The organism is Streptomyces sp. TLI_185, assembly GCF_003814765.1.
GTDB lineage: Bacteria > Actinomycetota > Actinomycetes > Streptomycetales > Streptomycetaceae > Streptomyces.
The window spans coordinates 1,360,912-1,386,203 of the sequence record NZ_RKRB01000001.1; the positions used below are offsets into that span (position 1 = coordinate 1,360,912).

The 25,292-nt window shown below is 72.1% G+C and carries 23 protein-coding genes and 3 pseudogenes; 16 read left to right on the top strand and 10 right to left on the bottom strand.

Annotated features, from left to right (window positions below):
* Positions 1-138: 138 nt before the first annotated feature.
* Together EDD92_RS06200 and EDD92_RS06205 are read right to left on the bottom strand one after the other, a co-directional pair.
* Positions 139-1,068, bottom strand: a complete 930-nt coding sequence (locus tag EDD92_RS06200) for a carbohydrate kinase family protein (protein WP_123963372.1) — start codon at positions 1,066-1,068, stop codon at positions 139-141.
* The gene (locus tag EDD92_RS06205) at positions 1,065-1,751 is read right to left on the bottom strand and encodes a class II aldolase/adducin family protein (RefSeq protein ID WP_123963373.1); all 687 of its coding nucleotides are present in this window, start codon (positions 1,749-1,751) and stop codon (positions 1,065-1,067) included. Before EDD92_RS06205 ends, EDD92_RS06200 begins: the two co-directional genes overlap by 4 nt.
* Before the next feature lie 57 nt (positions 1,752-1,808).
* On the opposite strand from EDD92_RS06205, the gene EDD92_RS06210 reads away from it, so the two are divergent.
* Positions 1,809-2,459 (top strand): TetR/AcrR family transcriptional regulator, encoded by a 651-nt coding sequence (locus EDD92_RS06210; RefSeq protein ID WP_123963374.1) that lies wholly within the window; start codon positions 1,809-1,811, stop codon positions 2,457-2,459.
* Positions 2,460-2,479: 20 nt separating this feature from the next.
* Positions 2,480-2,761: pseudogene (locus EDD92_RS06215) on the top strand (EamA family transporter); the annotation flags it as partial.
* A gap of 4 nt (positions 2,762-2,765) precedes the next feature.
* Here the strand turns inward: EDD92_RS06215 and EDD92_RS06220 are convergent.
* The 3 genes and pseudogenes from EDD92_RS06220 to EDD92_RS06230 form a co-directional block, all read right to left on the bottom strand.
* Positions 2,766-4,295: an aldehyde dehydrogenase family protein gene (locus tag EDD92_RS06220; protein WP_123963375.1), complete on the bottom strand. Its 1,530-nt coding sequence runs from the start codon at positions 4,293-4,295 to the stop codon at positions 2,766-2,768.
* Positions 4,296-4,333: 38 nt separating this feature from the next.
* A pseudogene (locus EDD92_RS06225) lies at positions 4,334-4,710 on the bottom strand (2-oxoadipate dioxygenase/decarboxylase family protein); the annotation flags it as partial.
* Between the two features lie 47 nt (positions 4,711-4,757).
* On the bottom strand, positions 4,758-5,933 hold the full coding sequence (locus tag EDD92_RS06230) for an FAD-binding oxidoreductase (protein WP_260326353.1): 1,176 nt from the start codon (positions 5,931-5,933) through the stop codon (positions 4,758-4,760).
* Positions 5,934-6,067: 134 nt separating this feature from the next.
* Between EDD92_RS06230 and EDD92_RS06235 the strand changes: the two genes are divergently transcribed.
* Positions 6,068-6,979 carry a LysR family transcriptional regulator gene (locus EDD92_RS06235; protein ID WP_123963377.1) on the top strand — a complete coding sequence of 304 codons (912 nt, stop codon included), beginning with the start codon at positions 6,068-6,070 and terminating at the stop codon, positions 6,977-6,979.
* Between the two features lie 95 nt (positions 6,980-7,074).
* A complete protein-coding gene (locus EDD92_RS06240; protein ID WP_123963378.1) occupies positions 7,075-7,965 on the top strand; it encodes an ornithine cyclodeaminase family protein in 891 nt (296 codons plus the stop codon).
* A 211-nt stretch (positions 7,966-8,176) separates the two neighbouring features.
* On the opposite strand, the gene EDD92_RS06250 is transcribed toward EDD92_RS06240, so the two are convergent.
* Positions 8,177-8,773, bottom strand: coding sequence for a short chain dehydrogenase (locus tag EDD92_RS06250; RefSeq protein WP_123963379.1), 597 nt, complete (start codon positions 8,771-8,773; stop codon positions 8,177-8,179).
* Between the two features lie 70 nt (positions 8,774-8,843).
* On the opposite strand from EDD92_RS06250, the gene EDD92_RS06255 reads away from it, so the two are divergent.
* The 4 genes from EDD92_RS06255 (at position 8,844) to EDD92_RS06270 (ending at position 13,131) form a co-directional block, all read left to right on the top strand.
* Positions 8,844-9,707 carry a LysR family transcriptional regulator gene (locus tag EDD92_RS06255; RefSeq protein WP_123963380.1) on the top strand — a complete coding sequence of 288 codons (864 nt, stop codon included), beginning with the start codon at positions 8,844-8,846 and terminating at the stop codon, positions 9,705-9,707.
* 225 nt (positions 9,708-9,932) lie between these two features.
* On the top strand, positions 9,933-10,823 hold the full coding sequence (locus EDD92_RS06260) for an alkaline phosphatase family protein (RefSeq protein WP_123963381.1): 891 nt from the start codon (positions 9,933-9,935) through the stop codon (positions 10,821-10,823).
* Between the two features lie 5 nt (positions 10,824-10,828).
* Positions 10,829-12,112 carry an MFS transporter gene (locus EDD92_RS06265; RefSeq protein ID WP_123963382.1) on the top strand — a complete coding sequence of 428 codons (1,284 nt, stop codon included), beginning with the start codon at positions 10,829-10,831 and terminating at the stop codon, positions 12,110-12,112.
* A complete protein-coding gene (locus EDD92_RS06270) occupies positions 12,109-13,131 on the top strand; it encodes a TolB-like translocation protein (RefSeq protein ID WP_123963383.1) in 1,023 nt (340 codons plus the stop codon). The genes EDD92_RS06265 and EDD92_RS06270 overlap by 4 nt, the downstream gene beginning before the upstream one ends.
* Positions 13,132-13,138: 7 nt before the next feature.
* On the opposite strand, the gene EDD92_RS06275 is transcribed toward EDD92_RS06270, so the two are convergent.
* Complete coding sequence (locus tag EDD92_RS06275) at positions 13,139-13,732, bottom strand: GNAT family N-acetyltransferase (RefSeq protein WP_260326355.1); 594 nt, start codon at positions 13,730-13,732, stop codon at positions 13,139-13,141.
* A 130-nt stretch (positions 13,733-13,862) separates the two neighbouring features.
* Here EDD92_RS06275 and EDD92_RS06280 point away from each other — a divergent pair, with 130 nt between their 5' ends.
* Positions 13,863-14,663 carry a transglutaminase domain-containing protein gene (locus tag EDD92_RS06280; RefSeq protein ID WP_123963385.1) on the top strand — a complete coding sequence of 267 codons (801 nt, stop codon included), beginning with the start codon at positions 13,863-13,865 and terminating at the stop codon, positions 14,661-14,663.
* Between the two features lie 8 nt (positions 14,664-14,671).
* Here EDD92_RS06280 and EDD92_RS06285 read toward each other — a convergent pair whose 3' ends face one another.
* The 3 genes from EDD92_RS06285 to EDD92_RS06295 form a co-directional block, all read right to left on the bottom strand.
* A complete protein-coding gene (locus EDD92_RS06285) occupies positions 14,672-15,580 on the bottom strand; it encodes a TIGR01777 family oxidoreductase (protein WP_123963386.1) in 909 nt (302 codons plus the stop codon).
* 168 nt (positions 15,581-15,748) lie between these two features.
* Positions 15,749-16,954 (bottom strand): cysteine desulfurase-like protein, encoded by a 1,206-nt coding sequence (locus tag EDD92_RS06290; RefSeq protein WP_123963387.1) that lies wholly within the window; start codon positions 16,952-16,954, stop codon positions 15,749-15,751.
* Positions 16,955-17,029: 75 nt separating this feature from the next.
* Entirely contained in the window at positions 17,030-17,752 is a 723-nt protein-coding gene (locus tag EDD92_RS06295) for an IclR family transcriptional regulator (protein ID WP_123970292.1), read from the bottom strand.
* On the opposite strand from EDD92_RS06295, the pseudogene EDD92_RS50915 reads away from it, so the two are divergent.
* The 7 genes and pseudogenes from EDD92_RS50915 to EDD92_RS06330 form a co-directional block, all read left to right on the top strand.
* Positions 17,751-18,113: pseudogene (locus tag EDD92_RS50915) on the top strand (hypothetical protein); the annotation flags it as partial. The gene EDD92_RS06295 and the pseudogene EDD92_RS50915 sit on opposite strands and share 2 nt — an antisense overlap.
* A 142-nt stretch (positions 18,114-18,255) precedes the next feature.
* Positions 18,256-19,695 carry a hypothetical protein gene (locus EDD92_RS06305; RefSeq protein ID WP_123963388.1) on the top strand — a complete coding sequence of 480 codons (1,440 nt, stop codon included), beginning with the start codon at positions 18,256-18,258 and terminating at the stop codon, positions 19,693-19,695.
* Between the two features lie 56 nt (positions 19,696-19,751).
* Positions 19,752-21,014, top strand: coding sequence for a MoxR family ATPase (locus tag EDD92_RS06310; protein ID WP_123963389.1), 1,263 nt, complete (start codon positions 19,752-19,754; stop codon positions 21,012-21,014).
* Positions 21,011-22,246 carry a DUF2201 family putative metallopeptidase gene (locus EDD92_RS06315; protein ID WP_123963390.1) on the top strand — a complete coding sequence of 412 codons (1,236 nt, stop codon included), beginning with the start codon at positions 21,011-21,013 and terminating at the stop codon, positions 22,244-22,246. The genes EDD92_RS06310 and EDD92_RS06315 overlap by 4 nt, the downstream gene beginning before the upstream one ends.
* Before the next feature lie 76 nt (positions 22,247-22,322).
* Complete coding sequence (locus tag EDD92_RS06320; protein ID WP_123963391.1) at positions 22,323-23,588, top strand: glycosyltransferase family 4 protein; 1,266 nt, start codon at positions 22,323-22,325, stop codon at positions 23,586-23,588.
* A complete protein-coding gene (locus EDD92_RS06325) occupies positions 23,585-24,406 on the top strand; it encodes a hypothetical protein (RefSeq protein ID WP_123963392.1) in 822 nt (273 codons plus the stop codon). The genes EDD92_RS06320 and EDD92_RS06325 overlap by 4 nt, the downstream gene beginning before the upstream one ends.
* Entirely contained in the window at positions 24,403-25,242 is an 840-nt protein-coding gene (locus EDD92_RS06330) for a PaaX family transcriptional regulator C-terminal domain-containing protein (RefSeq protein WP_260326356.1), read from the top strand. The genes EDD92_RS06325 and EDD92_RS06330 overlap by 4 nt, the downstream gene beginning before the upstream one ends.
* Positions 25,243-25,292: the final 50 nt, after the last annotated feature.

The following is a 25,292-nucleotide window of genomic DNA, read 5'->3' on the forward strand; positions in this document are numbered from 1 at the left end:
GCATGTCGCACTCGGCGTCAGTGAACGGTTCCGTCCACCGTGGCGTCTACCGTTCGACCGTACGCCCCTGTCGTGACCGTCACCACTTGATTGACTCGGTGACGGTTTACACCGGTTTACCGCGAGTCGAGCGGCGGCTCAGGAGCGGGTCTTGTGGGTCATGGCGAACTCGTCGGCCTCCGGCAGGTCGAACTCCCCGTGGTCGCTGCCCAGCCCCTGCGCCACCAGTGCGGCCGCGGCACTGCCCAGTACGGCGGCCTCGCGCGGGGTACGGCCGAGGCTGATGCCGCGTATGAAACCTGCCGAGAACGCGTCGCCGCAGCCGGTGGTGTCGACGACGTCGACCTCGAAGGCGGGCACCGTTTCCGTGCCCTCTGCGGTCACCAGGAGCGCGCCGTCGCCCCCGCAGGTGACGGCGACGAGGCCCGCCCCGGCGGCAAGGAGCTTCTTCGCGCCGGTCACGAGATCCTGCTCCTCGCTGAAGCCGAGGACCTGGTCGTCGTTGGGGAGCAGATAGTCGACGTGCGGGAGCAGCGGTTCGATCTGGTCGAAGGTACCCAGCTCGCCGGGGGCGAGGAGGTCCACGGAGGTGACGACGTCGTGTTCCTTGGCGTGCGCCAGGATGCGTGCGGCGACATCGGCGCCGATCAGCTCGGGGCCACCCAGGTGGAGGTGGCCGGCCTCGGCCACTGCGTCCCAGGCCACGTCGTCGAGGCCGTAGGTGATGTTGGCGCCGAGGAGGTGGAGCGAGGGGCGGTCGCCGTTCGGGCGGATGGGCAGGACGCTCGCGGAGGTCGAGGTGTCGATACGGCGGACGAGCAGCCCGGTGTCGATGCCTGCCCTGTTGAGGAGCTGGACGAGCATGTCGCCGGTCGGGTCGGTGCCGATCGCACCGGCGGTGCGCACCGAGGCGCCCAGCTTGGCGAGGGTGAGGGCGGTGCCGCCGGCCGTCCCGGCGGCGGTCATCCGGATGTCGTCGACGAGGGTCGCGCCCTGGCCCTCGGGTATCTCCTCCACCGGCCGTACCAGTACGTCCAGCACGTGCACGCCCATCGTGACGACCTTCATCGCTGTTCCTCCTGCGCGGATGGTACGGGGTGGGTGGTGCCGTAGTTGCGGGCGATCGCGGCCTCGATGACCGCGAGTTGCTGCTGTTCGTCCAGGACGCGGGGCGCTCCGAGCGCGGCCGCGTGCTGGTAGACACCGCAGGCCCACTCCAGCAGCAGGGCGTGCTCGACCGCCTTGTCGAGGGTCGGCGCGTGGGTGAGTGCGCCGTGATTGGCCATCAGTGCGGCGCTGCGGCCCTCCAGTGCGGCGAGCACCGACTCGGCGAGTTCGGGGGTGCCGAAGGTGGCGTACGGCGCGACCCGGACGGTGCCGCCGAGAGTGAGCAACTGGTAGTGGACGCACGGCAGTTCGTCGAGGACCAAGGAGAGCGCCGTGGCCATCGGGGCGTGGGTGTGGACGACCGCGCCGGTGCCGTAGCGCCGGTAGACGCCGAGGTGCAGGTCCAGCTCCGAGGTCGGCTCCAGGGTTCCGGCCACGATCTTCCCGTCGAGGTCGACCACCGTCACCTGGTCCGCGGTGAGTTCGGCGAGCACCGCCCCGGTCGCGGTGATCGCAACCCGCTCCCCCACCCGCACGCTCACGTTCCCTGCCGTACCGATGAGCAGGCCCTCGGCCCCCAGCCGGCGGCAGGCGTCCGCCACGGCCGCCCGCTCCCGCCCGAGCGCCGTGCTTGAGTCGGTCATGTGCGGGACCGTAACCTAAACGTGAAACAAAGTCACGTTCAGGTTCGGAGGTTGTTCGTGGGAGAGCCGACCGCGGAGGTCAGCGGGGCCGCTCCCCTGCGCCGCACCCCCCAACAGGCGCGCAGCAAGGCGCGCTTGGCGCGGGTCCTGGAGGCCGCCGAGCGCGTGACGATCGGTGAGGGGGTCGAGGCTCTGACCACCACCCGGGTCGCCGCGGAGGCCAAGGTGTCGGTCGGCTCGCTGTACCAGTACCTGCCCGACCGCGACGCGATCATCGACGCCCTGGCGGCCGGCTACTTCACGAAACTCGAGGCCGCCATGGACGGCCTCGTCCAGGCCGCCACGGCGGAGCGCTGGGAGGACCCGGTGGGCGTGCTGGTCGACGCGTTCGCCGGGATCTACCGCAGCGAACACGGCTTCCGTGCCCTCTGGTTCGGCAGCGGCCTGACCGAGCGGACCCGCGCCGCGGACCGCGCGCACAAGCGCCGTATGGCCGACGGAATCCGCCGCGTCCTGCTCGCCCTCGACATGGCGCACGACCACGAGACCCTCGCCGCCGCCTGCCACGCGGCGGTCCTCGCGGCCGACGCGCTGGCGCAGGAGGCATTCCGGCGGGACGCCGAGGGCGACGTGGCACTCCTCGACGAGGCCAAGGTCATGCTGCGCGGCTATCTCGCGGACGTCACCGCACGCCATCGACGCCGCTGACCGCGCTCACGGGCAGCGGGGTGTTCCTGCCGATCGGTGGCGCCCTCGTGCTGCGGCATCCGCCGGCCGCTGCGGCGGTGGGGTGCGCCGTGGCGGCCGGGGTGCTCTCCTCTGCGGTGCCGTATCTCGCGGACCTGTTCACTCTGCGCCGGGTGCCGGCTCAGGCGTTCGGTCTGTTCATGAGCGTCAACCCCGTCGTCGGGTGGATCGGCCTCGGTCAGAACCTGGGCTGGACGCAGTGGGCGAGCATCGGCGCCATCGTGGCCGCCAGCTGTCTGAGCATGCTCGCGCGGCGCGGGTGACCTTCTAGAGGAAGCTGACGTTCTGTGCCAGGGCGAGTCGGCCGGAGTAATTGATGGTGTTGGTGGCCGACCGCATGTACGCGCGCCAGGCGTCGGAGCCCGACTCGCGGCCGCCGCCCGTCTCCTTCTCCCCGCCGAAGGCACCTCCGATCTCCGCGCCGGAGGTGCCGATGTTGACGTTGGCGATGCCGCAGTCGGAGCCCTCGGCGGAGAGGAAGAGCTCTGCTTCCTGCTGGTCGCGGGTGAAGATGCTGGAGGACAGGCCCTGCGGGACGTCGTTGTGCAGGGCGATGGCCTCCTCCAGCGTGTCGTAGGTCAGGACGTAGAGGATCGGCGCGAAGGTCTCCTCCCGTACGACGTCGGTCTGTTCGTCGACGCGGACGACGGCCGGTTCGGCGTAGGCGGCGCGGGGTGCGGCGTCGGCCAGTCGGCGCGCACCGCCGACCAGGAGCTTGCCGCCCTGCGCCTGGACGCGGGTGACGGCGTCCTGCATGTCGTCGAGGGCCTTGGTGGAGATGAGCGGTCCGACGAGGGTGTTCTCGTCGAAGGGGTCGCCGATGGGGAGCTTGGCGTACGCGGCCGTGAGCCGTGCGACGAGCGTGTCCGCGATGTCGCGGTGCACGATGAGGCGACGCAGGGTCGTACAGCGCTGCCCGGCCGTGCCGGCCGCGGCGAAGACGATGCCCTGCACGGCGAGGTCGAGGTCGGCCGAGGGCGCCACGACGGCGGCGTTGTTGCCGCCGAGCTCCAGCAGGCTGCGGCCGAACCGTGCCGCGACGCGGGGGCCGACCTCGCGGCCCATGCGGGTGGAGCCGGTGGCGCTGACGAGGGCGACGCGCGGGTCGTCCACGAGCTTCTCGCCGACGGTGCGGTCGCCGAGCAGGAGGCGGTGTACGTCCCGCGGTGCGCCGGTCTCCTCGGCGGCCTGCACCAGCAGCCGGTCGCAGGCGAGAGAGATCAGCGGGGTGAGCTCGGACGGCTTCCAGATCACGGTGTCGCCGCAGGCCAGGGCCACGGCGGTGTTCCAGGACCACACGGCGGCCGGGAAGTTGAACGCGGAGATCACGCCGACCACGCCCAGCGGGTGCCAGGTCTCGGCCAGGCGGTGGCCGGGGCGCTCGGAGGCGATGGTGCGGCCGTAGAGCTGACGGGACAGGCCGACCGCGAAGTCGCAGATGTCGATCATCTCCTGGACCTCGCCGAGCGCCTCCGAGCGGATCTTGCCCGCTTCGATGGTGATGAGGTCCGCCAGGTCGCTCTTGTGGTCCCGCAGCAACTCGCCCAGTCGGCGCACGAGTTCACCGCGGCGCGGGGCCGGTGTGGTGCGCCAGGTGAGGAAGGCCTCGCGGGTGGCCGTGACGGCCTCCTCGGTGTCGGCGGCGGTGGCGGCCGTGAGGCCGAGGAGGTCCTCGCCGGTGATCGGCGTACGTGCCTGGAAGTCGGCGCCTTCGGGGACGATGACGCCGATGCGCTCCAGGCTCGTACGGGCGCGGGCGCGCAGGTCCTCGGTGCTGGGCAGGGCGGTGCTCGTCATGATGCATCCTCGGGGTTCGGTGAGTGGGAAAGGGCGGTCAGCCGAGCGGGCCGTCGAGTTGCAGCTTCCGGGCGACCTGGGCGAGGGGGCGGGGACTTCGCGGTCGATACGACGGGGACCGCGCTGGAGGCGGCTTCGCGCAGGTCGTGGAAGCCCACCGGGTGCATGTCCCGGGCGCCGAAGACACGGGCGACCTGGTGCAGTTCGGGGGGACGATGCAGATGGCACCGTGGCGTTCGGCGGTCACGCGGCTGTGGGAGTCCAGGCGTTCGGCGTCGGCGCCCTGTGCGCGCAGGACCTCCTCGGTGGCCTTGCGCGAGACGTCCACGAGCGTGGTGCAGGCGGGGGCCTCCCGGCCGTACATGCCGGAGAGCCGGGCGGCGAAGGCGTCGCGCAGCTGCCACTGGCTGATCATCCAAGCCTTTCGATCGGGGGGTTCACGCCGCATGGACTTCGGGGGATTCACACCACGTGCGCTTCGGGACGGATCTCGGCTCCGGAGCGGAAGCGGTCGGCGCTGAGGGGGGAGATGTCGGTGAAGGGTGCGCGGTCCAGGTGGAGGTCGCGCAGGATCTCGCCGACGGCAGGGGCCTGCAGGAAGCCGTGGCCCGAAAAGCCGGTGGCGTAGAGGAAGTTGACCAGTTCTCCGGAGCGGCCGATGAGGGCGTTGTGGTCGGGGGTGACCTCGTAGAGGCCGGCCCAGCCGCCGACGGTCCTCATGTCGGCGAGTTCGGGGGCCCGCCTGCGTACGGCGTCCCGGAACAGTTCGAGCCACTGGGGGGTCCAGGTGGTGTCGAAGCCGTCGGGCTGGCGGGGGTCGGCGAGGCCGAACAGCAGGCCGTCGTCGCTGTTGTGGAAGTAGGCCGACGAGGCGAAGTCGATGGTGAAGGGGATACGGGGCGCCGGGGGCACGAGCGGTTCGGTGAAGGCGAGTTGGCGGCGTACCGGCCTGACCGGGAGGTCGATGCCGACCATCTCGCCGATCAGGCCCGACCACGCGCCCGCCGTACAGATGACGGTGTTGCAGTCGATGCGTCCGTGGTCCGTATGGATGGCGGTGACCTGGTCGCCTGCGGTGTCGATGCCGGTCACGGTGGTGTGGGTGGCGAAGGTGGCTCCGGCGCGGGCGGCCGCGTCGGCGTATCCGTTCACGACCAGGCCGGGCCGGGCATGGCCGTCGGTGGGCGAGTAGGCGGCGGCCACGAGTCCGTCGGTGCTGACGTAGGGACAGAGGCGACTGGCCTCCTCCGGGGCGATCATGCGAGTGGGGACGCCGAGGGCGTTCTGGGTCCTGGCGCTTGCCTCGAATTCCGCGGCCTGCCGGTCGGTGGTGAGCAGGAAGAGGTAGCCGACGGTGTCCAGGCGGATGTCGGCGCCGGGGCGGTGCGGGAAGTTCTCGTAGGCGCGCAGGCTCCGGCTGCCCAGCTCGATGTTGAGGGGGTCGGAGAACTGGGCGCGTACGCCGCCGATCGGTTTGCCCGAGCTGCCGCAGGCCAGGTCGCCGCGCTCGACGACGACGATGTCGGTCACCCCCGCTTCGGCGAGGTGGAACGCGGCACTGGCGCCCATCACGCCCCCGCCGATGATCACGACGTCTGCGGTCGGCGGAACGGAGCGGAAGGCGGATGTGGAGGACAAGGGGCCGTCCCTTCCGGAGGCCGGCGCCCGGCCGGGGGGCAAGACGCTGATCAGCTGTCTGCCCGTCATCGTGACGCAACCCGACCTTTGACGTCCATGAACAGTTACTGCGCCCGATCTATTAGTGTTCCTATATGGACTGGACGAGCTCCCAGCTTCGTTCCCTCGTGGAGCTGACCAGGCGCGGAACCATCACCGCGGTGGCGCAGGCACTGGGGTACACACCCGGCGGGGTCTCTCAGCAGATCGCCGCGCTGGAGAAGGCGACGGGCATGGAGCTGCTGCAGCGCGTGGGCCGACGGGTGGAGCTGACGGACGCAGGGATGACGCTGGCGCGGCACGCCGAGCGGATCCTGTCCACGGAGGCCGAGGCGGTCGAGGCGCTGGAGCGCAGCCGGGGCGAGGTCTCCGGGGTGCTGGTGGTGGGGCTGTTCGCCACGGCGGCCGCCGAGATCCTGCCGCCGGCCCTGCAGCGGGTGCGCGAGACGCATCCCGGGCTCGCCGTGCACAGCCGCGACATGGACGTGGACGAGGTGTACGACGCCGTCGCCTCCGGCGCGGTGGACCTGGCGCTCGGCCTGGACTACCCCGACGTGCCCATCCCGCGTGATCCGGCGCTGCGGGTGATGCAGCTGGACCGGGAGCGGTTCTCCCTCGCCGTGCCCACCGGGTGGCTGGAGGGCCGCGAGGAGGTCGCCCTGGCCGACACGCAGAACCTGGGCTGGATCCTGCCCTCCCCCCACAGCTACTACGGCCGCGCCGTGCGCACCGCCTGCCGGCGGGCCGGCATCGAACCCGACGTCCGGCACGAGGTGACCGACACCGCGGCCACGCTGGCGCTGGTCGAGGCCGGCATCGGCATCAGCACGGTGACGGAGCTGATGCTCAGGCTGCGCGCCTCCCGCTTCGACGTGGTGCGGCTGCGGGAGGTTGTCGAGCGGCACATCGTGGTCGTGTTCCGCTCGTCTGCGGAGCACCGGCCGACGGTGCGGGCGCTGGTGGACGTTCTGCGGGCGGTGACCGGAGCCCGGGCGCCCCGCGGGTAGCGCCGCGTTGTGCCGTCGGTCGGCTGCGGCGCTGCCGGACCGTAAGAAGTGGAACCGGTCGGGAGATGACCGGTGAGCAAGGAGGGATTTCCGCTGTGATCACCGTTCTGGAGGGCGCGCCGCCCATGGAGGCGGCCATCGGCGCGCTGCGTGCGAGCCTGCTCGGCGGGCTCGACCCGGAGGCCGGTCCGCCGCGTTCGGCGGTCCCGGTGCCACGGGGGCAGCTCCTGCTCATGCCCGCCCACTGGGGCTCCTACGCCGGGGTCAAGGTGGTGACCGTGGCGCCGGACAACCCGGCGCGGGAACTGCCGCGGATCCAGGGCAACTACCTGCTGCTGGACGGCGAAACCCTCACCCCGCTGGCCCTGCTGGACGGGATCGCGCTCACCCGCGTACGTACCGCGGCGGTGTCGGCCGTGGCTGTCGACGCGCTCGCCGAACCGGACGCGAGCCGACTGGTGCTGTTCGGGACGGGACCGCAGGCACGGTCGCATGTCGAGGCCCTGCGGTGCGTCCGGCCGATCCGGGACGTCGTGGTCGTCGGCCGGAACGCCGAGCACACCCGTGCGTTCGCCGATGACGTCGAGGCGCGAGTCGGCAGTGCGGACGAGGTGGCGGACGCGGACGTCGTGGCCTGCTGCACCACGGCGCGCACACCGTTGTTCGACGGCTCGCTGCTGCCCGCGCATGCGACCGTGGTGGCCGTCGGATCGCACGAGCCGGACGCCAGGGAGGTCGACGACACGGCTGTCGGGCGTTCGACAGTGGTGGTGGAGGCGGTTTCGGCGGCGCTGCGTGAAGCGGGCGACATCGTGCTGGCCGTGCAGGCAGGGGCCCTCGATCCCGGCACCCTGGTCGGCCTCGCCGATCTCGTGCGGGGCCGGTCCCAACCACCTTCTGAGCGCCCGCGGTTGTTCAAGAGCGTGGGCATGGCCTGGCAGGACCTGGTGGTCGCCGCGGCCCACTTCGAGGCGGGGCGGGCATGACGGCGACGGTCCGGAGCGCCGACGGCCCCGACGCGGCGACGGCGGGCCCGGGGCGGCCTCGCCGGGCTTCGAGACGATCTCGACGAGGCTGCGGGCCGCCACGGTCACCGGGGACGTCACCCCGCATGCCGCGGGCCGCACCCTGACCGAGGAGCGCGCCCGCACGGCGAGGCGGAGCAAGGGCCGCCTGCCCCGGACAGGGCTCAGCCGGCTACAGGGCATAGACCTGCCCGGTCTGCGCGCCCTCGACGGACCGGACGTACGCCTGCGTGACGTCGGCGAGATCGACCGGCGGCATGCCCGGGAAGTAGTCCCCGTACTTGGCGAGGCTCTCGGTGAAGACCGTGGGGCTGACCGCGTTGATGCGCTGCGGGGCGATCTCGATGGCGGCGGCCCGGACGAACGCCTCCAGCGCGCCGTTGGCCATGGAGGCCGCACTGCCCGTGGGGATCGGCTCGCGGGCGAGCACACCGGTGATGAGGGTGAAGGAGCCGCGCTCGGCGATCCGCGGGATGCCCTGGCGCACCAGGTCGATCTGGCTGAGCACCTTGCCGTGGAAGGCAGCCAGATAGTCCTCGGGGGTCAGCTCGGTGACCGATTTGTACGGCACGTGGCCGGCGGCGCTGACCACGGCGTCCACCCGCCCGGCGCGGTCGTAGAGTTCGGTGACCTGCGCGGGGTCGGTGATGTCGTAGTGCAGGTCGCCGCCGCTGCGTCCCACGCCGAGGACCTCGTGGCCGCGGGTGTCGAGTGTCTTGTGGAGGGCCGCGCCGAGCGTGCCGGTGGCGCCGATGAGCAGAATCTTCATGACTGCGACGCTAGGCCCGGCCCCCGGCGGGAGGGAAATACCTTCTGGGGAGCACTTATGCTTCCAAGTTATGAATGTGGAGCTACGGCATCTACGGGCGCTCGCCGCGATCGGCGACGAGGGCACCATCACCGGCGCGGCGGCCGTGCTCCACATCAGCCAGCCCGCCCTCTCGCGCACCCTGGAACAGCTGGAGAGCCGGGTCGGCGTGCGGCTGGTGGACCGTACGACCCGCACCCTTTCCCTCACGGATGCCGGTCAACGGCTGCACGAGAGGTCCCATTTGATCCTCCGTCAGCTGGACGACGCACTGACGGAGGCCGCGGCGGGGGTGCGCCCCCTGCGGATCGGTTTCGCCTGGGCGGCGCTCGGCGACCTGACCGTGCCGCTGCTGCGCACCTGGCGGGAGGCGCACCCCGGGACCCCGGTGCAGGTGTACCGGCGCGACGATCCGGAGGTGGCGCTGCGCCGCGGGGAGATCGACGCGGCACTGGTGCGCACCGCACCCGCGCCCGGCGCCGGGCTGGAGGTCCGCTCGCTGTACCGGGAGCGGCGCATGGCCGCCGTACCCGACAGCGACCCGCTGGCGACCCGCCCGTCGGTGCGGCTGACGGATCTCGCCGACCGGCCGGTGGTGCTGTGCGCCACCGCCGCGACCACCGCCGAGCTGTGGCCCGAGGGGCGGCGGCCCCGCACGTTCGAGGTGGCCAACGTCGACGAATGGCTCACCGTGATCGCCACGGGGGAGGCGGTCGGCGTCACCGCGGAGGCCACGAAGCAGAGCCATCCGCACCCCGGGGTCCGCTATCTGGCCCTGGCGGACGTACCGCCCGTAACGGTCCGCATGGCCTGGCCGCGCACTCCCACGCACCCGGCCACGCTCGCGTTCCTCGGCCATCTGCAGTCCATGACTTCCGCGCAGCTGCAGGCCTGACCTGCGCGGTTGTCCGGTTCGCGGAGATCGGGGCAGGTGGGTCGTAGGTCGCGGCGATCACGACCCCCACCACGCATGACCTGTACATGACCAGCATGTCGTGCGATGTTTGCCCATCGGGGTCCGGCGTTCGTCTGGGCTTCACGCAGTACCGGTCTGAGGCTCCTATGGTTGCGGCGCCGCCTCCCCCCGCACGTGCCCGTCACTTCTGTCCGGAGGACAGTCATGACCGCCGTAAAGGCTTCCCAGCGCACCCGACGCCCCCTCACCGCACTCGCCGGGGCCGTCGCCCTGACCGCAACGTCGATCGGTGTGTGGGCCGCAACCACGTCAGCCGCTCAGGCCGCCGCTCTCCCCACCCCCGACCACGTGGTGGTCGTGGTGATGGAGAACCACGCCTACTCGCAGGTGATCGGAAGCTCCAGCGCCCCGTACATCAACAACACCCTCAAGGCGGGTGGCGCCAACCTCACCCAGTCCTACGGCCTCACCCACCCCAGTGAGCCCAACTACTACATGCTCTTCTCGGGCTCCAACCAGGGCCGCACCGACGACAGTTGTGTGAGCGTCGGGTCCATCTCCGCACCGAACCTGGCCTCCGAGCTGATCGCCGCCGGCAAGACCTGGAAGAGCTACAACGAGTCGCTGCCCAGCCAGGGTTCGACGACCTGCAGCAGCGGCAACTACGCGCAGAAGCACAACCCGTGGTTCGGCTTCTCCAACGTGCCGACGAACACCGCGATGACCTTCGCGCAGTTCCCGACCGACTACACGACCCTGCCGAAGGTCTCCTTCGTCGTGCCGAACCTGTGCAGCGACATGCACGACTGCTCGGTCTCCACGGGCGACACCTGGATCAAGAACAACCTGGGCGCGTACGCCACTTGGGCCCAGACGCACAACAGCATCCTCGCCGTCACCTTCGACGAGGACAACAAGCTGTCCGGCAACCGCATCCCGACCGTCCTCTACGGGCAGCACGTCGCCGCCGGCAGCTCCAGCTCCACCACCTACAACCACTACAACGTCCTGCGCACGGTGGAGGACCTGGCCGGTCTGACCAGCCACGCGGGCAACGCCGCGTCGGCGTCAGACATCACCGGCATCTGGAACTGACGCCCGTGTATCTCGCGGACTCCCGCAGCACCAAGGCCGCCGTCGCCCCGGACACCCGTCCGGGGCGGCGGCCGGCCGCTGTGCCCGGCACCGTGCTGGCCCTGGGTGCGGTCAGCCTGATCACCGACGTCTCCTCGGAGATGGTCACCGCCGTGCTGCCGCTCTACGTGGTCGCCGGCCTCGGCCTGTCCCCGCTCGGCTTCGGTCTCCTCGACGGCATCAACAACGGCGTGGGGGCGCTGGTCCGGCTGGCCGGCGGTCACCTCGCCGACCACGGCGGCCGCCGGCACAAGGTCGTGGCGGGCCTCGGCTACGGCCTGTCGGCGCTGTGCAAGCCGCTGCTGTTGCTCGCCCACACGCTCCCCGTCATCAGCGCCGTGCTCGCGGCCGACCGCACCGGCAAGGGGCTGCGCACCGCCCCACGGGACGCGATGATCTCGCTGGCCACCGAACCCGCGCACCGGGGACGGGCGTTCGGGGTGCACCGCGCCATGGACACCACCGGCGCACTGCTCGGCCCGCTGGTCGCGTTCGCCGTGCTGCGGGCCACCGTCGACGGCTACGACGCGGTCTTCGCGGTCAGCGGCTGCATCGCGGTGCTCGGCGTCCTGGTGCTGGTGCTGTTCGTGCCCGGCCGTATCGCGCCTGCCGGTCCCGTGCAGCTGCCCGAGCCGGTCCGGCCCGCCCTGCGCGACTCGCTGGGCCTGCTGCGCCGCCCGGAGCTGCGCCGGCTCACCCTCTGCGCGGCCCTGCTGGGTCTCACCACCGTCAGCGACTCCTTCCTGTACCTGCTGCTCCAGCGGGAGGGGGACCTGTCCGCCGACCTGTTCCCGCTGCTGCCCCTGGGCACCGCCGCGGTCTTCCTGCTGCTCGCCGTCCCGCTCGGCGCACTCGCCGACCGTCTCGACCGCCGCCGGCTGTTCCTGGCCGGCCACGGCGTCCTGCTGCTCGGCTACGGACTGGTGCTCTCCCCCTGGCACGGCATTCCCGCCGTGGTCGCCGTCCTCGTACTGCACGGCACCTTCTACGCGGCCACCGACGGAGTCCTCGCGGCCGCCACCGCCTCAGCCGTGCCGGCACAGCACCAGGGTGCCGGGCAGGCACTGGTGGGCACCGGCCAGGCACTGGCCCGGTTCGCCTGCTCGCTCGCCTTCGGCGCGGCCTGGAGCCTGTGGGGCGGGTACACCGCGCTGGCCGTCACCGCCGCCGCGCTGGCCGTCAGCGCCGTCGTGGCCGCGTTCGTCCTTCGTCCCACCGACGACGTGTCCCCCGCCGAGGTGTCCGCATGACCCGAACCACCCGCCTGGTGATCCTGCTGGCCGCCGTCCTGCTGCTCGGGGGCGTCGGCACCGGGGCGGTCCTGTACGCCGCCCACCGGTCGGGAATGCGGGACGAGCAGCAGGCGAACGGCCCGACCGTGCGCACCGGCACCGTCTCACTCCGGCCGACGTCCGACCGCCGGCTACTGGTGCGCAACCTGGCCTGGGGCCCGCACCGCGACGAGATCGCCACCGTGCCCGCCGACGATCCGCAGGGGCCGCGCACCGCCTCGGGCGTCAAATGCCTGCGCTTCCACGCGGCCGCCGGAACCGGCATCTGCCTGCAGGCCGTGCACGGCACGCTCAGGGACACCTACCGGGCGGTGGTCCTCGACGCGCACCTGCACGAGCGGCACCGCTTCCCGGCCGCGGGCATCCCCACCCGGGCCCGCGTCTCACCCTCCGGCCACCTGATGGCCTGGACGGTCTTCGTCAGCGGAGACTCCTACGCAGGAACCAAGTTCTCCACCCGCACCGCCATCGTCGACACCCGCACCTGGAAGATCGACGACAACCTGGAGACCTTCCGCATCATCAGGGACGGCCGGACCTACCGCGCCGCCGACACCAACATCTGGGGCGTCACCTTCGCCGACGACCACCGCTTCTACGCCACGCTGGCGTCCGGCGGCAAGACCTACCTCGTACAAGGAGACGTCGGGGCACGCACCCTCACCACCCTGCACCGCAACGTCGAATGCCCCTCCCTCTCACCCGACGGCACCCGCATCGCCTACAAGAAGCGCGTCAAGGGAGCCTCCCCCGACGCCCCTTGGCGGCTGTACGTCCTCAACCTGCGCACCATGAAGGAGACCGCGACCGCGGAGCAGCGCAACATCGACGACCAGGCCCTGTGGGGCGACGACTCCACCCTCGTCTACGCCCTCCCCGGCGACTACGGCTCGGACCTGTGGACCGTCCGGGCCGACGGCTCCGGAGCGGCCCGCCGGCTGATGACCTCGGCCGTCGCCCCCGCCTACCTGGGCTGACGGCTCCTCACAGGTCCCATGTCCTTGGGCGCCACAGCGTCTCCCACTCGGGGCGCAGCAGCGACAGCACCGCAACGTCGTGGCGGCGCCCCCGGTGCAGACACGCCGAGCGGCGCACGCCCTCCCGTACGAACCCGGACTTGGCGAGGACCTTGAGGGCAGCGGTGTTCTCGGCGTGGGTGACTGCCTGGAGGCGGTGCAGGGGCAGTTCACCGAAGGCCAGGTCGACCATGGTGTCGAGGGCGTCCGCGCCGTGCCCTTGCCCGCGGTGCTCGGGAGCCAGCAGCATGACGACCTCCGCCGTACCGTCGGCCAGGTCCTGGTCGACGAGGGCGGTGCAACCGATCGGCGTCCCGTCGGGGAGCAGCACGAGGAAGTCATCGCGGTCCGAGTCGTCGAGGTCGCGCTCCACACGCTCGCGGAGCCAGGACTGGGACCGGGGCCAGACGCCGATCTCGTGCGCGGCCACCGGGTCGGACCGCCACCGCTGCAGCATCTCGACGTCGTCGACCTCCAGAGGGGCGAGGGCGATCTTCCTCCCGCGCCGGCAAGGCACCCTTTCACTCGCCGCCGCCACTGCTTCCCGCCCGTTGTCGTCCACGCGCGGAAAGGTTAGAGGCCGGTGAGGGGTATCACCACGCATTTTCTTCAACCACAGGAGAGTTGAACATGTTCAATTAATCGGTGATGATACGTGTGGCCATCGGGGCGCCGGAGAGAGGACCACCGCCATGACGAGCTCGCTTCTCACGCCACGAGGCCGTTCTCGCGCCCACGCGACGGCTGGGGGAACGGCGGTGGGGAGCACGGCCCCGACGCGGATCCTCGACTGGCGGCACCCGCAGGTCACTTCCCTGCTTCAGCAGATCGACACGACAGCGGACGCGGGGACGGCCGCGGCGCTCGACCGCAGGACGGCGGACCTGCGCCGGGCCCACCGGGTCATTGCCGCAGCTGTGCGGCCGGTGTACTCGGTGCAGGACGAGCGGCCCGTGTCCGAGGTGCTGCGCCGCGGCCGGGGTTCGTGCAGCCAGCGGCTGGCCGTGCTGGAGGCCGTGGCGCGGGCATCCGGGGTGGCCACGCGGGTGCGCGGCCTGCTGGTCGACGGGACTTTCTGGTATCCGCGCTTTCCTCGGCTGCGCCGGATCGTCCCGGACCAGGTTCTCCTGGCCTGGCCGGAGTTCCGCCTCGACGTACTGTCGCCGACCGCCCACGCCGCCGACTCCTGGCTGACCGTCTCGGAACTCTTCGGCAGTCTCGACGAGTTGAGCGACGGCCGGGGTGGCGGCTTCACCAACGCCGGTACGGAGACGCTGTTCGAGGCGCTGTCCAGGACGGCGATCGACTGGGACGGGGTGACGCTCTGCCCGGCCGACGGTGCCGCGTGCGACCTCTCGGCGTACGTCCTGGCGGACCTGGGCCACTTCGACTCGCGCGACGAACTCTTCGCCCGGCACGGCCAGACCCTCTGCCGGGCGGCGAGAGTGCTGGCCGAGCCCGTCCTGGGCCGGCGACGCGCGGCGGGCACCTGAGGGCACCGTCAGCGGACCGCCGAGCCCAGGGCGGCCTCGAAGGTCGGGTGCTCGAAGGTGAAGCCCGAGTCGAGGAGGCGTCCAGGCACCACCCGTTGGCTCATCAGGATGCCGTCGGCGAACTCCCCGAGCACCAGCCGCAGGGCGAAGCCAGGCACGGGCAGCACCGTGGGGCGGTGCAGGGCCCTGCCGATTGCGGCGGTGATGTCCCGGTTGGTGGCGGGGTGCGGGGTGGTCATGTTGACCGGTCCGCCGACCGAGTCGGTGTCGATGAGGTGACGCAGGGCGCGGACCGTGTCGGGCAGGGAGATGTAGCTCCAGTACTGGCGGCCGCTGCCCAGCCGCCCGCCGAGCCCCGCCCGGGCCAGGGGGAGCAGGCGGCCCATCGCCCCGCCCGCGCCCGACACGACGATCCCGAAGCGGGTGGTGACGACCCGCGTTCCGGCCGTCCGGGCGCGGTGGGCGGCGGCTTCCCACTCCTGGCACACCCCGGCCAGGAAGTCCTGGCCGGGCCCGCCGGACTCGTCCACGACGGCCTGCCCGGTCTCACCGTAGTAGCCGACGGCGGACCCCGACACGAACACCGGCGGCGGCTTCTCGCAGCCACCGATCGCCTCGGCGAGGGCGCCGGTGCCGCGCACCCGGCTCTCGCGGATCTCCTTCTTGTACGCGGCTGTCCACCGGCGGTCGCCTACCCCGGCCCCGGCCAGCCCGACCACCGCGTCCGCGCCGTCGAGCACCGCCGGATCGACCGCTCCTGCGTCCGCCCGCGGGTCCCACCGCGCCTCGACGCTTCCGTCGGCCCGGGTCTGCGGCTCGCGCCGGACCAACCGGGTCACACGGTCACCGTCGGCCAGCAGCGACGCAGCGAGCGCGCCGCCGATCAACCCTGAGGAACCACTGATGACGACGTGCATGAGAACCGGCCTCGATCCGGGAGCCAAGAACCAATACGTTTGACTCTTCAAACATACACCCGGTGCCGGACACAACGACGGGGCCGGGACTCCCTTACAGTCCTGGCCCCGCCCCAGTCAGCGCGTCTCCAGCGGCTCGCACGCTACTTTCAGGTGTCCGGCCGCTGCTCAGAGCCTGAGGAACTCGGACAGTCCGGTCAGCAGCCGGTCGACGTCCTCCGCGTTGTTGTAGGGCGCGAGGCCGATGCGGAGGCCGCCGGTGTCGCCGAGGCCGAGCCGGCGGGAGGCCTCGATGGCATAGAAGGATCCCGACGGGGCGTGGACGCGGCGCTCGGCGAGGAAGCGGTAGGCCTCCGTGGTGGAGCGGCCCTCGAACGTCAGCAAGAGGGTGGGCGTGCGGTCGGCCGCCCTGGAGTGGACGGTGATGCCTTCGAGCGAGGACAGTCCCTTGTCGATCTGTGTGCGCAGGGTGTGTTCGTGTGCTTCAAGGGCCGCGAAGGCGGCGGTCAGGCACTGTCGGCGGGTTCCCGTGGCGCTCGGGTCGAGGCGGGTGAGGAAGTCGACCGCGGCGGTGGTGCCCGCAAGGAACTCATAGGGCAGCGTGCCCAGTTCGAAGCGTTCGGGCACCGCGTCGGTGGAGGGCAGGAGCTTGTCCGGCCGCAGGGTCTCCAGCAACTCCGGCCGGGCGGCGAGGACTCCGTGGTGCGGGCCCAGGAACTTGTACGGGGAGCAGACGAAGAAGTCCGCGCCGAGCGCCTCCAGGTCGACCAGCGCGTGGGCGGCGTAGTGGACGCCGTCGACGTAACTGAGCGCCCCCGCCTCGTGCGCCAGGTCGGAGATCGCGGCGATCGCGGGACGTGTGCCGATCAGGTTGGAGGCGGCGGTGACGGCGACCAGCCGGGTGCGTTCGGTGAGGACGGCGCGGATGTCGTCGAGGGTCAACTCCCCGGTGGCGGGGTCGAAGTCGGCCCAGCGTACGGTGACGCCGGCCCGGGCGGCGGCCTGGACCCAGGGGCGGATGTTGGCGTCGTGGTCGAGGCGGGTGACGACCACCTCGTCGCCGGGCTGCCAGGTCTTGGCGAGGGTGCGGGAGAACTCGTAGGTGAGCTGGGTGGCGCTGCGGCCGAAGACGATTCCCGCAGGATCCGCGCCGAGCAGGTCGGCCATGGCCCGGCGGGCCCCGGTGACGATGGTGTCGGCGTTGCGCTCCCCCTCGGCCACCTGGCCCCGGTTCGACAGGGGGTTGGACAGTGCGGCGGCGACGGCCCGGATGACGGGCTGCGGGGTCTGGGTGCCGCCCGGGCCGTCGAAGTGCGCCGTTCCGGCGGCCAGGGCCGGGAATTCGGAGCGGATGGCGGTGATGTCGTACGTCACGAGAGAGCTCCTGTGAGTGCCGGGCCGGGGCAAAGATCCTCCGCGATCGCAGGCGGGCGTGGCAACAACCCCGTGTCAGCCACCTGTGCGCAGGACGCGGGACAGACCCAGTGCCGCCGTCCGTACGGCGGGGGCGAGCTGGGCGGGGCTGAAGCGGGTGCGGGGCACGGCCACCGAGAGGGCGGCGACCGTGCTGCCGCCGGCGAAAACGGGGGCGGCGATGCAGCTCACTCCTGCGGCGGCCTCCTGCTCCTCGTAGGCGAGGCCGGACACCTGGATCTTCTCCAGGGCCAGGCGCAGGCGGGCCGGGTCGGTGATCGAGTGGGGTGTGAGGCTGGGCAGGGGGCGGGAGAGCACCTCCTCGGTGAGTTCTGGGCCGGAGAAGGCGAGCAGGGCCTTGCCGACCGCGGTGCAGCTCAGCGGCAGGCTGCCGTCGATGCGGGAGGGCAGCTGGAGGGCCTCGTGGCCGTGGATGCGTTCGAGGTAGACGACGTCCATGCCCTGGCGCACGCCGAGATGGACGGTCTCGCGGGTGGCCTCGAACAGGTCCTGGAGGAAGGGCAGGGCCGTCTCGCGCAGGTCCAGCCGGTGCGGGACCAGCGAGCCCAGCTCGAAGAGCTTCGCGCCGAGCCGGTAGTGCGGGCCCGTCCGCTCCAGCCGGCCCAGCCGGACGAGGTCGGCGGCCAGCCGGTGCACGGTGGGCTTGGGCAGCCCCGCCCGCTCGGAAAGTTCCGAGAGACGGAACGGACCACCGCTGGGGCTGAAGCATTCGAGGATGACTGCCGCCTTCTCCAGCATGCTGCCGCCGTTGCTGTTCCGTTTCACGGAACAGAGTTCGGCGCTCCGCGCCGACGCTGTCTGTACCGGAGTCGTCCCACCGCTCCCCTGGAGGCATCGCATGCCGCCTGCTCCACCTGCCGGCGACATCGCGGCCGCCTACGCCGTGCAGCAGCTCAACGTGCGGCGCGGACTGGACGCCGGACGACGGATCGTCGGCCGCAAGACCGGCCTGACCTCTCCCGCCGTGCAGGCCCAACTGGGCGTGGACCAGCCGGACTTCGGCGCGCTGTTCGCGGACATGGCCGTGCCCGACGCCGGCGAGGCGGCCGGCGGGCGGCTGCTGCAGCCCAGGGTGGAGGCCGACATCACGCTGGATCTGCTCGCCCGCGCGGAGACATCGTCCTGAATTCCCTGATCGGAAAACTCCTGGCCGAGCGCGACGGGGGAACGCTACGATCCCTCGCGATGACGACTCATTCTGTTGACAGATTGGGGGTCCCGTCCGCGCCAGGTGAGTGCTGATGCTCACTCGGACCGCAAACGGAGACTCCCGCCATTCCCTCTGGCGACTTTCCTTCTGGCAGCGCGTGCGCGAGTTCGCCGTGCCGCCCTCCATGATCGAGACTGCGACCGCCCGCCGCCTCGTCGGCGACTGGGCGGGGGCTTGTGCCGCCGCAGGCCTCGATGTCGATCTCAACCTGCGCTCCGTGGCGCGCAGCCATGGGCGGGAGCTTGCGGCCCAAGTCCGGGCCGATCTGCGCCGCTTGGCTCCCGACCTGGTGCGCTGGCACCTGCCGAGGATCGCTCCCGACGGTTTGCTGCGCCCGGGGCTGACGATCGCCCTGGCCCGGTACGACGCTGCCGGGCGGGACGGGCCGGGTCCGCTGCACCTGGTGGTGCGGACCCCGCCGGCCTGGGCGGATGCCGGGCAGCGGATCAGCCTGGCGCTGTGGGACGGATCCCGTCCCGAGGCCGCCGCCCGGCGTCATCCGCATCCCCGTCCCAGCCGGCGCTTCCGGCTCGACCTGCACCGGCATCTGTGGGATGCGAGCAGAGCCCATGAGCTGCGCATACGGTCCGGGGCCGATCGGCGGAGCGAAGACAACAGCCCTGCAATGGCACGGGAGTTGCCCGTGTCGGTGCCGGAAGGTCAGTACTGTGCCGTCGACCGGTGGGCGGCCGAGGCGGGGATTCTGCTCGGCGCCGAAGGGCGGCGCGAGGTCGGCGTCTGCGTTCTCGTACGGCTCGGGGGCAGGCACCGGCTGGTCCTGGACCTGACCGCGGGCAGCGATGACGTCGGGCCGCCCTCGGTGCGACTCGCCGAGGGGGCAGGGTGCGGCGACTGCTCCGCGCTGCCGGTCCTGCCCGATGCGGCGACCTGGGTCCCGCCCGACCTGGAGCTCCTGCGCACCGGTTCGATCACGCCCGAGCGGCTGCACCCGCTGGTCGCTTCCGCCCTCGTACCGGACCACTCGCCGGCCCGCCCGCCCCCTGCTCCGGAACCGGCAGGGCAGCCGCGTCTCGTGGAGTGCCGTGGAGCTCGGCACCGGATCGGTCTGGTGGATGGCGTACTGGCCCCGCTGGACCATGACCCGGCCGAGATCCGACGGGAGGAGCTGCTGGTCGCGCTGACCGGGACTCCGCTGCCCTGCCTTCAGGCGATCGACGAGGCGCACCGTCGTCCGGACTGTCTCCCGGGTGTCCGCGAACGCCTGGACCACGGCGACATCGCCGGGGCACTGGCCGTCGTGGAGGGCCTGCTCGGTCCCGATGCGGTGCTGCGCGACGGACCGCTGCGGGACGAGCTGGAGGCGGCCGCGGAGCGGCGGATCACCTACGGCCTGTTCAGGGCGGGGCTGACCGGGCTCGACCGCGGGCCTGCGCGCTACCGCCACCGCCCCGGGGACCTCGTCCGCACCCCCAACCGGCGTTCGCGCCCGCGCCACGCGAACTTCCGCTGACCTCACCCCCGTACACCCGTCTCACTCGGCTCACCCCGACGAAAAGGTGACCAAACATGCCTGCACACACCCCGTTCGCTACCACCGTCCCCGCCTCCGCCGAGGCCTCTTCCTCCCAACTCGAAGTCGCCGACGAGCTGTTGACCCTGCTGCGCGACGCCACAACCGAACCCCGCCCCGACGCCCAGCTCGAGGCGCTGACGCTGGCCGTGGCCGCCGATCTGCCCGTGCTGCTGTGGGGTGAGCCGGGGATCGGCAAGACCGCGGCCCTGACTCAGCTCGCCGAGGCCCTGGACCTTCCGCTGACCACCGTGATCGCCAGCGTGCACGAGCCGTCCGACTTCTCCGGGCTGCCCGTCGTCGGGGACGATCCCGCCGAGCAGGGGGTCCCGATGGCCCCGCCGGACTGGGCGGTTCGCCTGGTGCGGGCCGGGCGGGGGCTGCTGTTCCTGGACGAGCTGTCCACCGCGCCGCCCGCGGTCCAGGCCGCGCTGCTGCGCCTTGTGCTGGAGCGACGCATCGGGGCCCTCCGGCTGCCGCCCGGGGTACGGATCGTGGCCGCCGCCAATCCGCGGTCCTCGGCGGCCGACGGCTGGGAGCTGAGCCCGCCGCTGGCCAACCGTTTCGTGCACCTTCAGTGGACCCACGACCACGAGGTCGTCGTACGCGGACTCGGCGGCATCTGGCCGCGGGCCACGCTGCCGCGGCTGTCCCCGGAAAAGCTGTCGGAGGCGGTGGACTTCGCCCGCCGCGCGGTGTGCGGGCTGCTCACCGCGCGTCCCAAACTCGTGCACCAGCTGCCCAGCAACGAGATGCGGCGGGGCGGCGCCTGGCCGTCGCCCCGAAGCTGGGAGATGACGCTGCACCTGATCGCCTTCGCTACCGCGGCCGGCTCCTCCCGGGACGTGCTCTCGCTGCTGGTGCGGGGCACGGTGGGCGACGGTCCGGGCCTTGAACTGCTGGCCGGTCTGGACCGGTTGGACCTGCCGGACCCCGAGGTGCTTTTGGCCGACCCTGCGAACGCCGAGCTGCCCGAGCGGGGCGATCTGCGCCAGGCCGTGCTCGACGGTGTGGTGGCGGCGGTCCGCGGCCGCCCCGAGAAGTCCCGCTGGGACGCGGCCTGGGCGCTCCTGGTCCGCGCGCTGGAGACCGGAGCGCCGGACCTGGTGGTGGTGCCCGCGACGACGCTCGCCACACTGCGCCGCGAGGACTGGGACGTCCCGGCGGCGATCGAGAAGCTCGCCGGAGCGGTGTCCGTGTCCCGGCGGGCGGACCAGGCGGCGGCCCGCACCGCCCTCACCGCGAAGGCCGGCCGATGAGCGCCGACGAACCCGGGGCCCTGGACCTCGACAAGCTCTTCGCCGCCCGGCTGCAGGCCGCCCGGGCCCGCCCGTACCTGGCGACCGCGCTGTTCGCCCTGCACACCGTGGAGTCACGACAGGTGCCGACGATGGGCGTCGACCGGTACTGGCGCTGCTATGTCTCGCCGGGATTCGTGGACCGTATGCCGGTGGAGGATCTGGCGGCCGTCTGGGTGCACGAGGTGTCGCACCTGCTGCGCGACCACCACGGGCGCAGCGACCGGGTCGCCCGGGAGCGCGGGCTGACCGGCCCCGGCGAACGACTGCGGATGAACATCGCCGCGGACTGCGAGATCAACGACGACATCTACGGCGACGGGCTGGTCCGGCCCCGGGGTGCGGTGCGGCCGACGGCCCTGGGGCTGTCCGAGGGGCAGCTGATGGAGGACTACCTGCGCCAGTTCACGCTCGGCGCGCGAACGCAGAGCATGGCCTGGCTGGACTGCGGCAGCGGCGCCGACGGGCTGGCGCGGGAGTGGGAGCTCGGGCCGGACGGCGCGCACGGCCTGAGCGCACAGGAACAGGACGCTGTGCGGTTCCGGGTGGCACAGGGGCTCAAGGGCCGCCCTGGGAACGCTCCGGAGGGGTGGCGGCGGTGGGCGGAGAAGGCGTTCCATCCGCCGCAGCCGTGGCGGGAGTTGCTGGGCGCGGCGGTCCGTTCCGCCGCCTCCGGGTCGGGCGCGGGCGAGGACTACAGCTACGGCCGGCCCGCGCGGCGCTCGGCGGGCCTGCCCGGCGTCGTACTGCCGAGCCTGCGGCGCAGACCGCCCCGGGTCTCGGTGATCATCGACACGTCCGGGTCGGTCAGTGACACCGAACTGGGCAGCGCGCTCCTGGAGGTCGCCGCGATCTCGCGTGCCGTGGGCGGCCGCCGCGACCTGGTGACCGTGGTGCCGTGCGACGCTGCGGCACGGATCGCCCACCCGCTGTGCCGGGCCGAGGGCATCCCGCTGATGGGCGGCGGTGGCACGGATCTGCGCACGGGCTTCGCCAAGGCGCTGCGCACGCGCCCGCGCCCCGATGTCGTGGTGGTGCTGACCGACGGTCAGACGCCCTGGCCGGACTCGCGACCGGCCTGCCGGACGGTGGTGGGTCTGTTCCCCCGGCAGGGCGCGAGCTGGGACGAGGAGGATCCCGACTATGTGCCCGATGCGCCGCCCGCCTGGGCCCGGGTGGTCGACATCGGGTAGGCGACCGAGGCCCGGCGGGCACTACGAAGTGGTAACAGACAGCAACCGTATGGGAGTTGCACGGGTCCAGCCCACCATGAGGATCTCTTTCCTGCTGCACAACGCCTACGGGATCGGAGGCACGATCACCACCACGTTCAACCTGGCCCAGGCACTGGCAGAGCGGCACGAGGTGGAGATCGTCTCCGTGCTGCGGCACCGGGAGCACCCGAACCTCGCCCTGGACCCGAGAGTGACGCTGCGCCCGCTGGTGGATCTCAGGCACGAGAGGGAGCACGCGTCACATCTGAGACCGGCGAGGGTCTTCCCCCGCGCCGAGTACCGGTACGGGCAGTACAGCGAGCTGACCGACCGGCGCATAGGCGAGTGCCTTGCCACGACCGACGCCGACGTGGTGATCGGCACCCGGCCCGGGCTCAATGTGCACCTCGCGCTCGAGGCTCCCCGGCATGTCGCGCGGATCGGGCAGGAACACCTCACCCTCGACAACCACTCGCCGCGATTGCGCTGCGCGCTGCGTCGGGCCTACCGCCGGCTCGACGTGGTCACCACGGTCACCGAGGCGGACGCCAGCGCCTACCGGCGCAAGATGCGGCTGCCGGGCGTACGGGTGCAGGCGCTGCCGAACAGCGTGCCGGACCCCGCGCTGCCGGCCGCGGACGGCAGCGCGAAGGTGGTCGTCGCGGCCGGCCGGCTGGTCCCGGTGAAGCGCTACGACCTGCTGATCGAGGCCTTCACCGTGGTCGCCGCCGCACACCCGGACTGGCTATTGCGCATCTACGGCAAGGGCGAGGAGCACGACCGGCTGCGCCGGCTCATCGCGGAACTCGGCCTGTGCAACAACGTGTTCCTGATGGGTGCGGCGGCCCCGATGGAGGCGGAGTGGGTCAAGGGTTCGATCGGTGCGGCCTCCTCAGACTTCGAGCCGTTCGGCATGACGATCGTCGAGGCGATGCGCTGCGGCCTGCCCGTGGTGAGCACCGACTGCCCGCACGGCCCCGGCGAGATCATCGAGGACGGGGTCGACGGCCGGCTGGTGCCCGTCGGTGACAGTGCCGCGCTGGGCGCCGCCCTGCTGGAGCTGGTGCGGGACGACGAGCGGCGCCGCCGTACCGGCCGGGCGGCCATCGAGAACGCGCGGCGGTTCGCTCCCGGCCCGGTGGTCGAACAGGCCGAGGAACTGCTGACCGAGGCGGTCTCGGCGAGGAGGACGGGCCGCCGGGTGGCACGAGGACGCGCCCGTGTGCACCACGTGCTGGCCGGCCAGGGCTTCGCGGCCCGCGACGCCGCACTGACCGCGGCCGGCACCGTGCGGCGCGCGGTACGGAGGGGGCAGCGGTGAGTGCGGAACCACGCGTGGGCTGCGCGGTCGACACGGACGGACGGATCACCTTCGACCTGCCCACGACGTCGGCGGACGGTCGGCAGTTGCTGCTGCGGCTGCGTCCGGCGAAGGGCCGGCCCGAGCAGTCCCTACACGTCCTGGACCTTGAGCCCGTCGAGGACGGCCGCAGTCGCGCCGTCCTGAGTATGCAACCCCTGCTCGAGGAGGGCCGCTGGGACGTGTACCTGCTGCACGGGCCGGGAGGCGAACGGCAGCGTCTGCGCCCCGGCCTGCGCGATCTGCGGGCCCTGGTCGACGGCCGTCTACGGGACCGGCCGTCGCCGTTGGCCGTGCGGATCCCCTATGTCACCAAGGACGGCCATCTCGCGGTACGGGCCTGGCTGCGCCCCGCGCATGCCGAGGTCGACGGCATCGATGTCACGGACCGGTCGATCACGGTCGGCGCCCGCCTGCACGGCGCATCCCTCGGGGCAGGAGCGGCCGTACGGCTGCGCCTGCGCGGGCGCGACGGAGCCGTACACCCGCTGGATCCACAGGTCGCAAGCGACGGCCGGACCTTCTCCTTCACGGTGGACCACGCGGAGTTGGCCGCCGCGACGGACACCGGCGGCGGTGTCTGGGACGTCTTCGTACAGCCTGCGCCGGAGGCACCTCTCATCCGGGCCGCCCGTCTTCTCGACGACGTGGCGGACCGCAAGGAGGTCTTCGTCTATCCGCCGGTCACCGTCGCAGACGCCGTGGTGCGCCCCTATTACACGGTGGACAACGACCTGTCCGTCGAGGTGAGAAGGACCGGATCTACCCTTGCCCGGTGACCAGCTTCGATCCGCCGGACCAGGCGGGCAGTGCACCCCGGCCGCAGTCGCTGATGCTGAGCTTCTTCGGCATCCACGCCCTGGGCCGGGACGTCGCTCTGTCGGCGAGCAGTCTGATCGACGTGTTCGGGCAGGCCGGGATCACCGAGGACGCCGTGCGGTCGACGCTGACCCGCATGGTCAAGCGCGGTCTGCTGGAACGGCACCGGCGCGGCCGTAAGACGTACTTCGGCCCGACGCCCCGCGCCACTCGCGTCCTGCAGGACGGATACGACCGGGTCTGGCACACCGGCGCGGTCAACCGCACCTGGGACGGCACCTGGACCCTGGTCGGGTTCTCCCTCCCGGAAGCGTGGCGCCGTGAGCGGCACGATCTGCGTTCCCGGCTGCTGTGGAGCGGTTTCGGCCCGCTGCAGAACGGCCTGTGGGTGGCGCCGGGCACGGTGGACGTGCCCGGGATCGTCGCCGGGCTGGACCTCGACCCGTATCTGCGGGTCTTCCAGGGAGCCACGGCCGTCGCCCCGACCGACGCCCGGACGATCCTGCACACGGCGTTCGACGTGGAGTCCGTCGCCAAGGGGTACGAGGCCTTCCTGGCCCGCTGGAGCACGGACGCCGACGAGCCGGCGAACGCACTCGTACGGCAGCTGCTGCTGCACACCGACTGGCTGGACCAGGTCCGCCAGGATCCCCATCTGCCCGCCGAGCACCTCCCCGAGGACTGGCCGGCGGCCCGCGCCGAGGAGCGGTTCCACGAGCTGGCGCGCCGCTGCGAGGAGCCGGCCCGTCAGGAGGCCGCGAGCGCACTGGACGTGATCGCGGTGGCCGTCCCGTAGTACCGCCCGGACATCCGGTGGCACCCCCGGGCACAGCCATGTCCATCGTT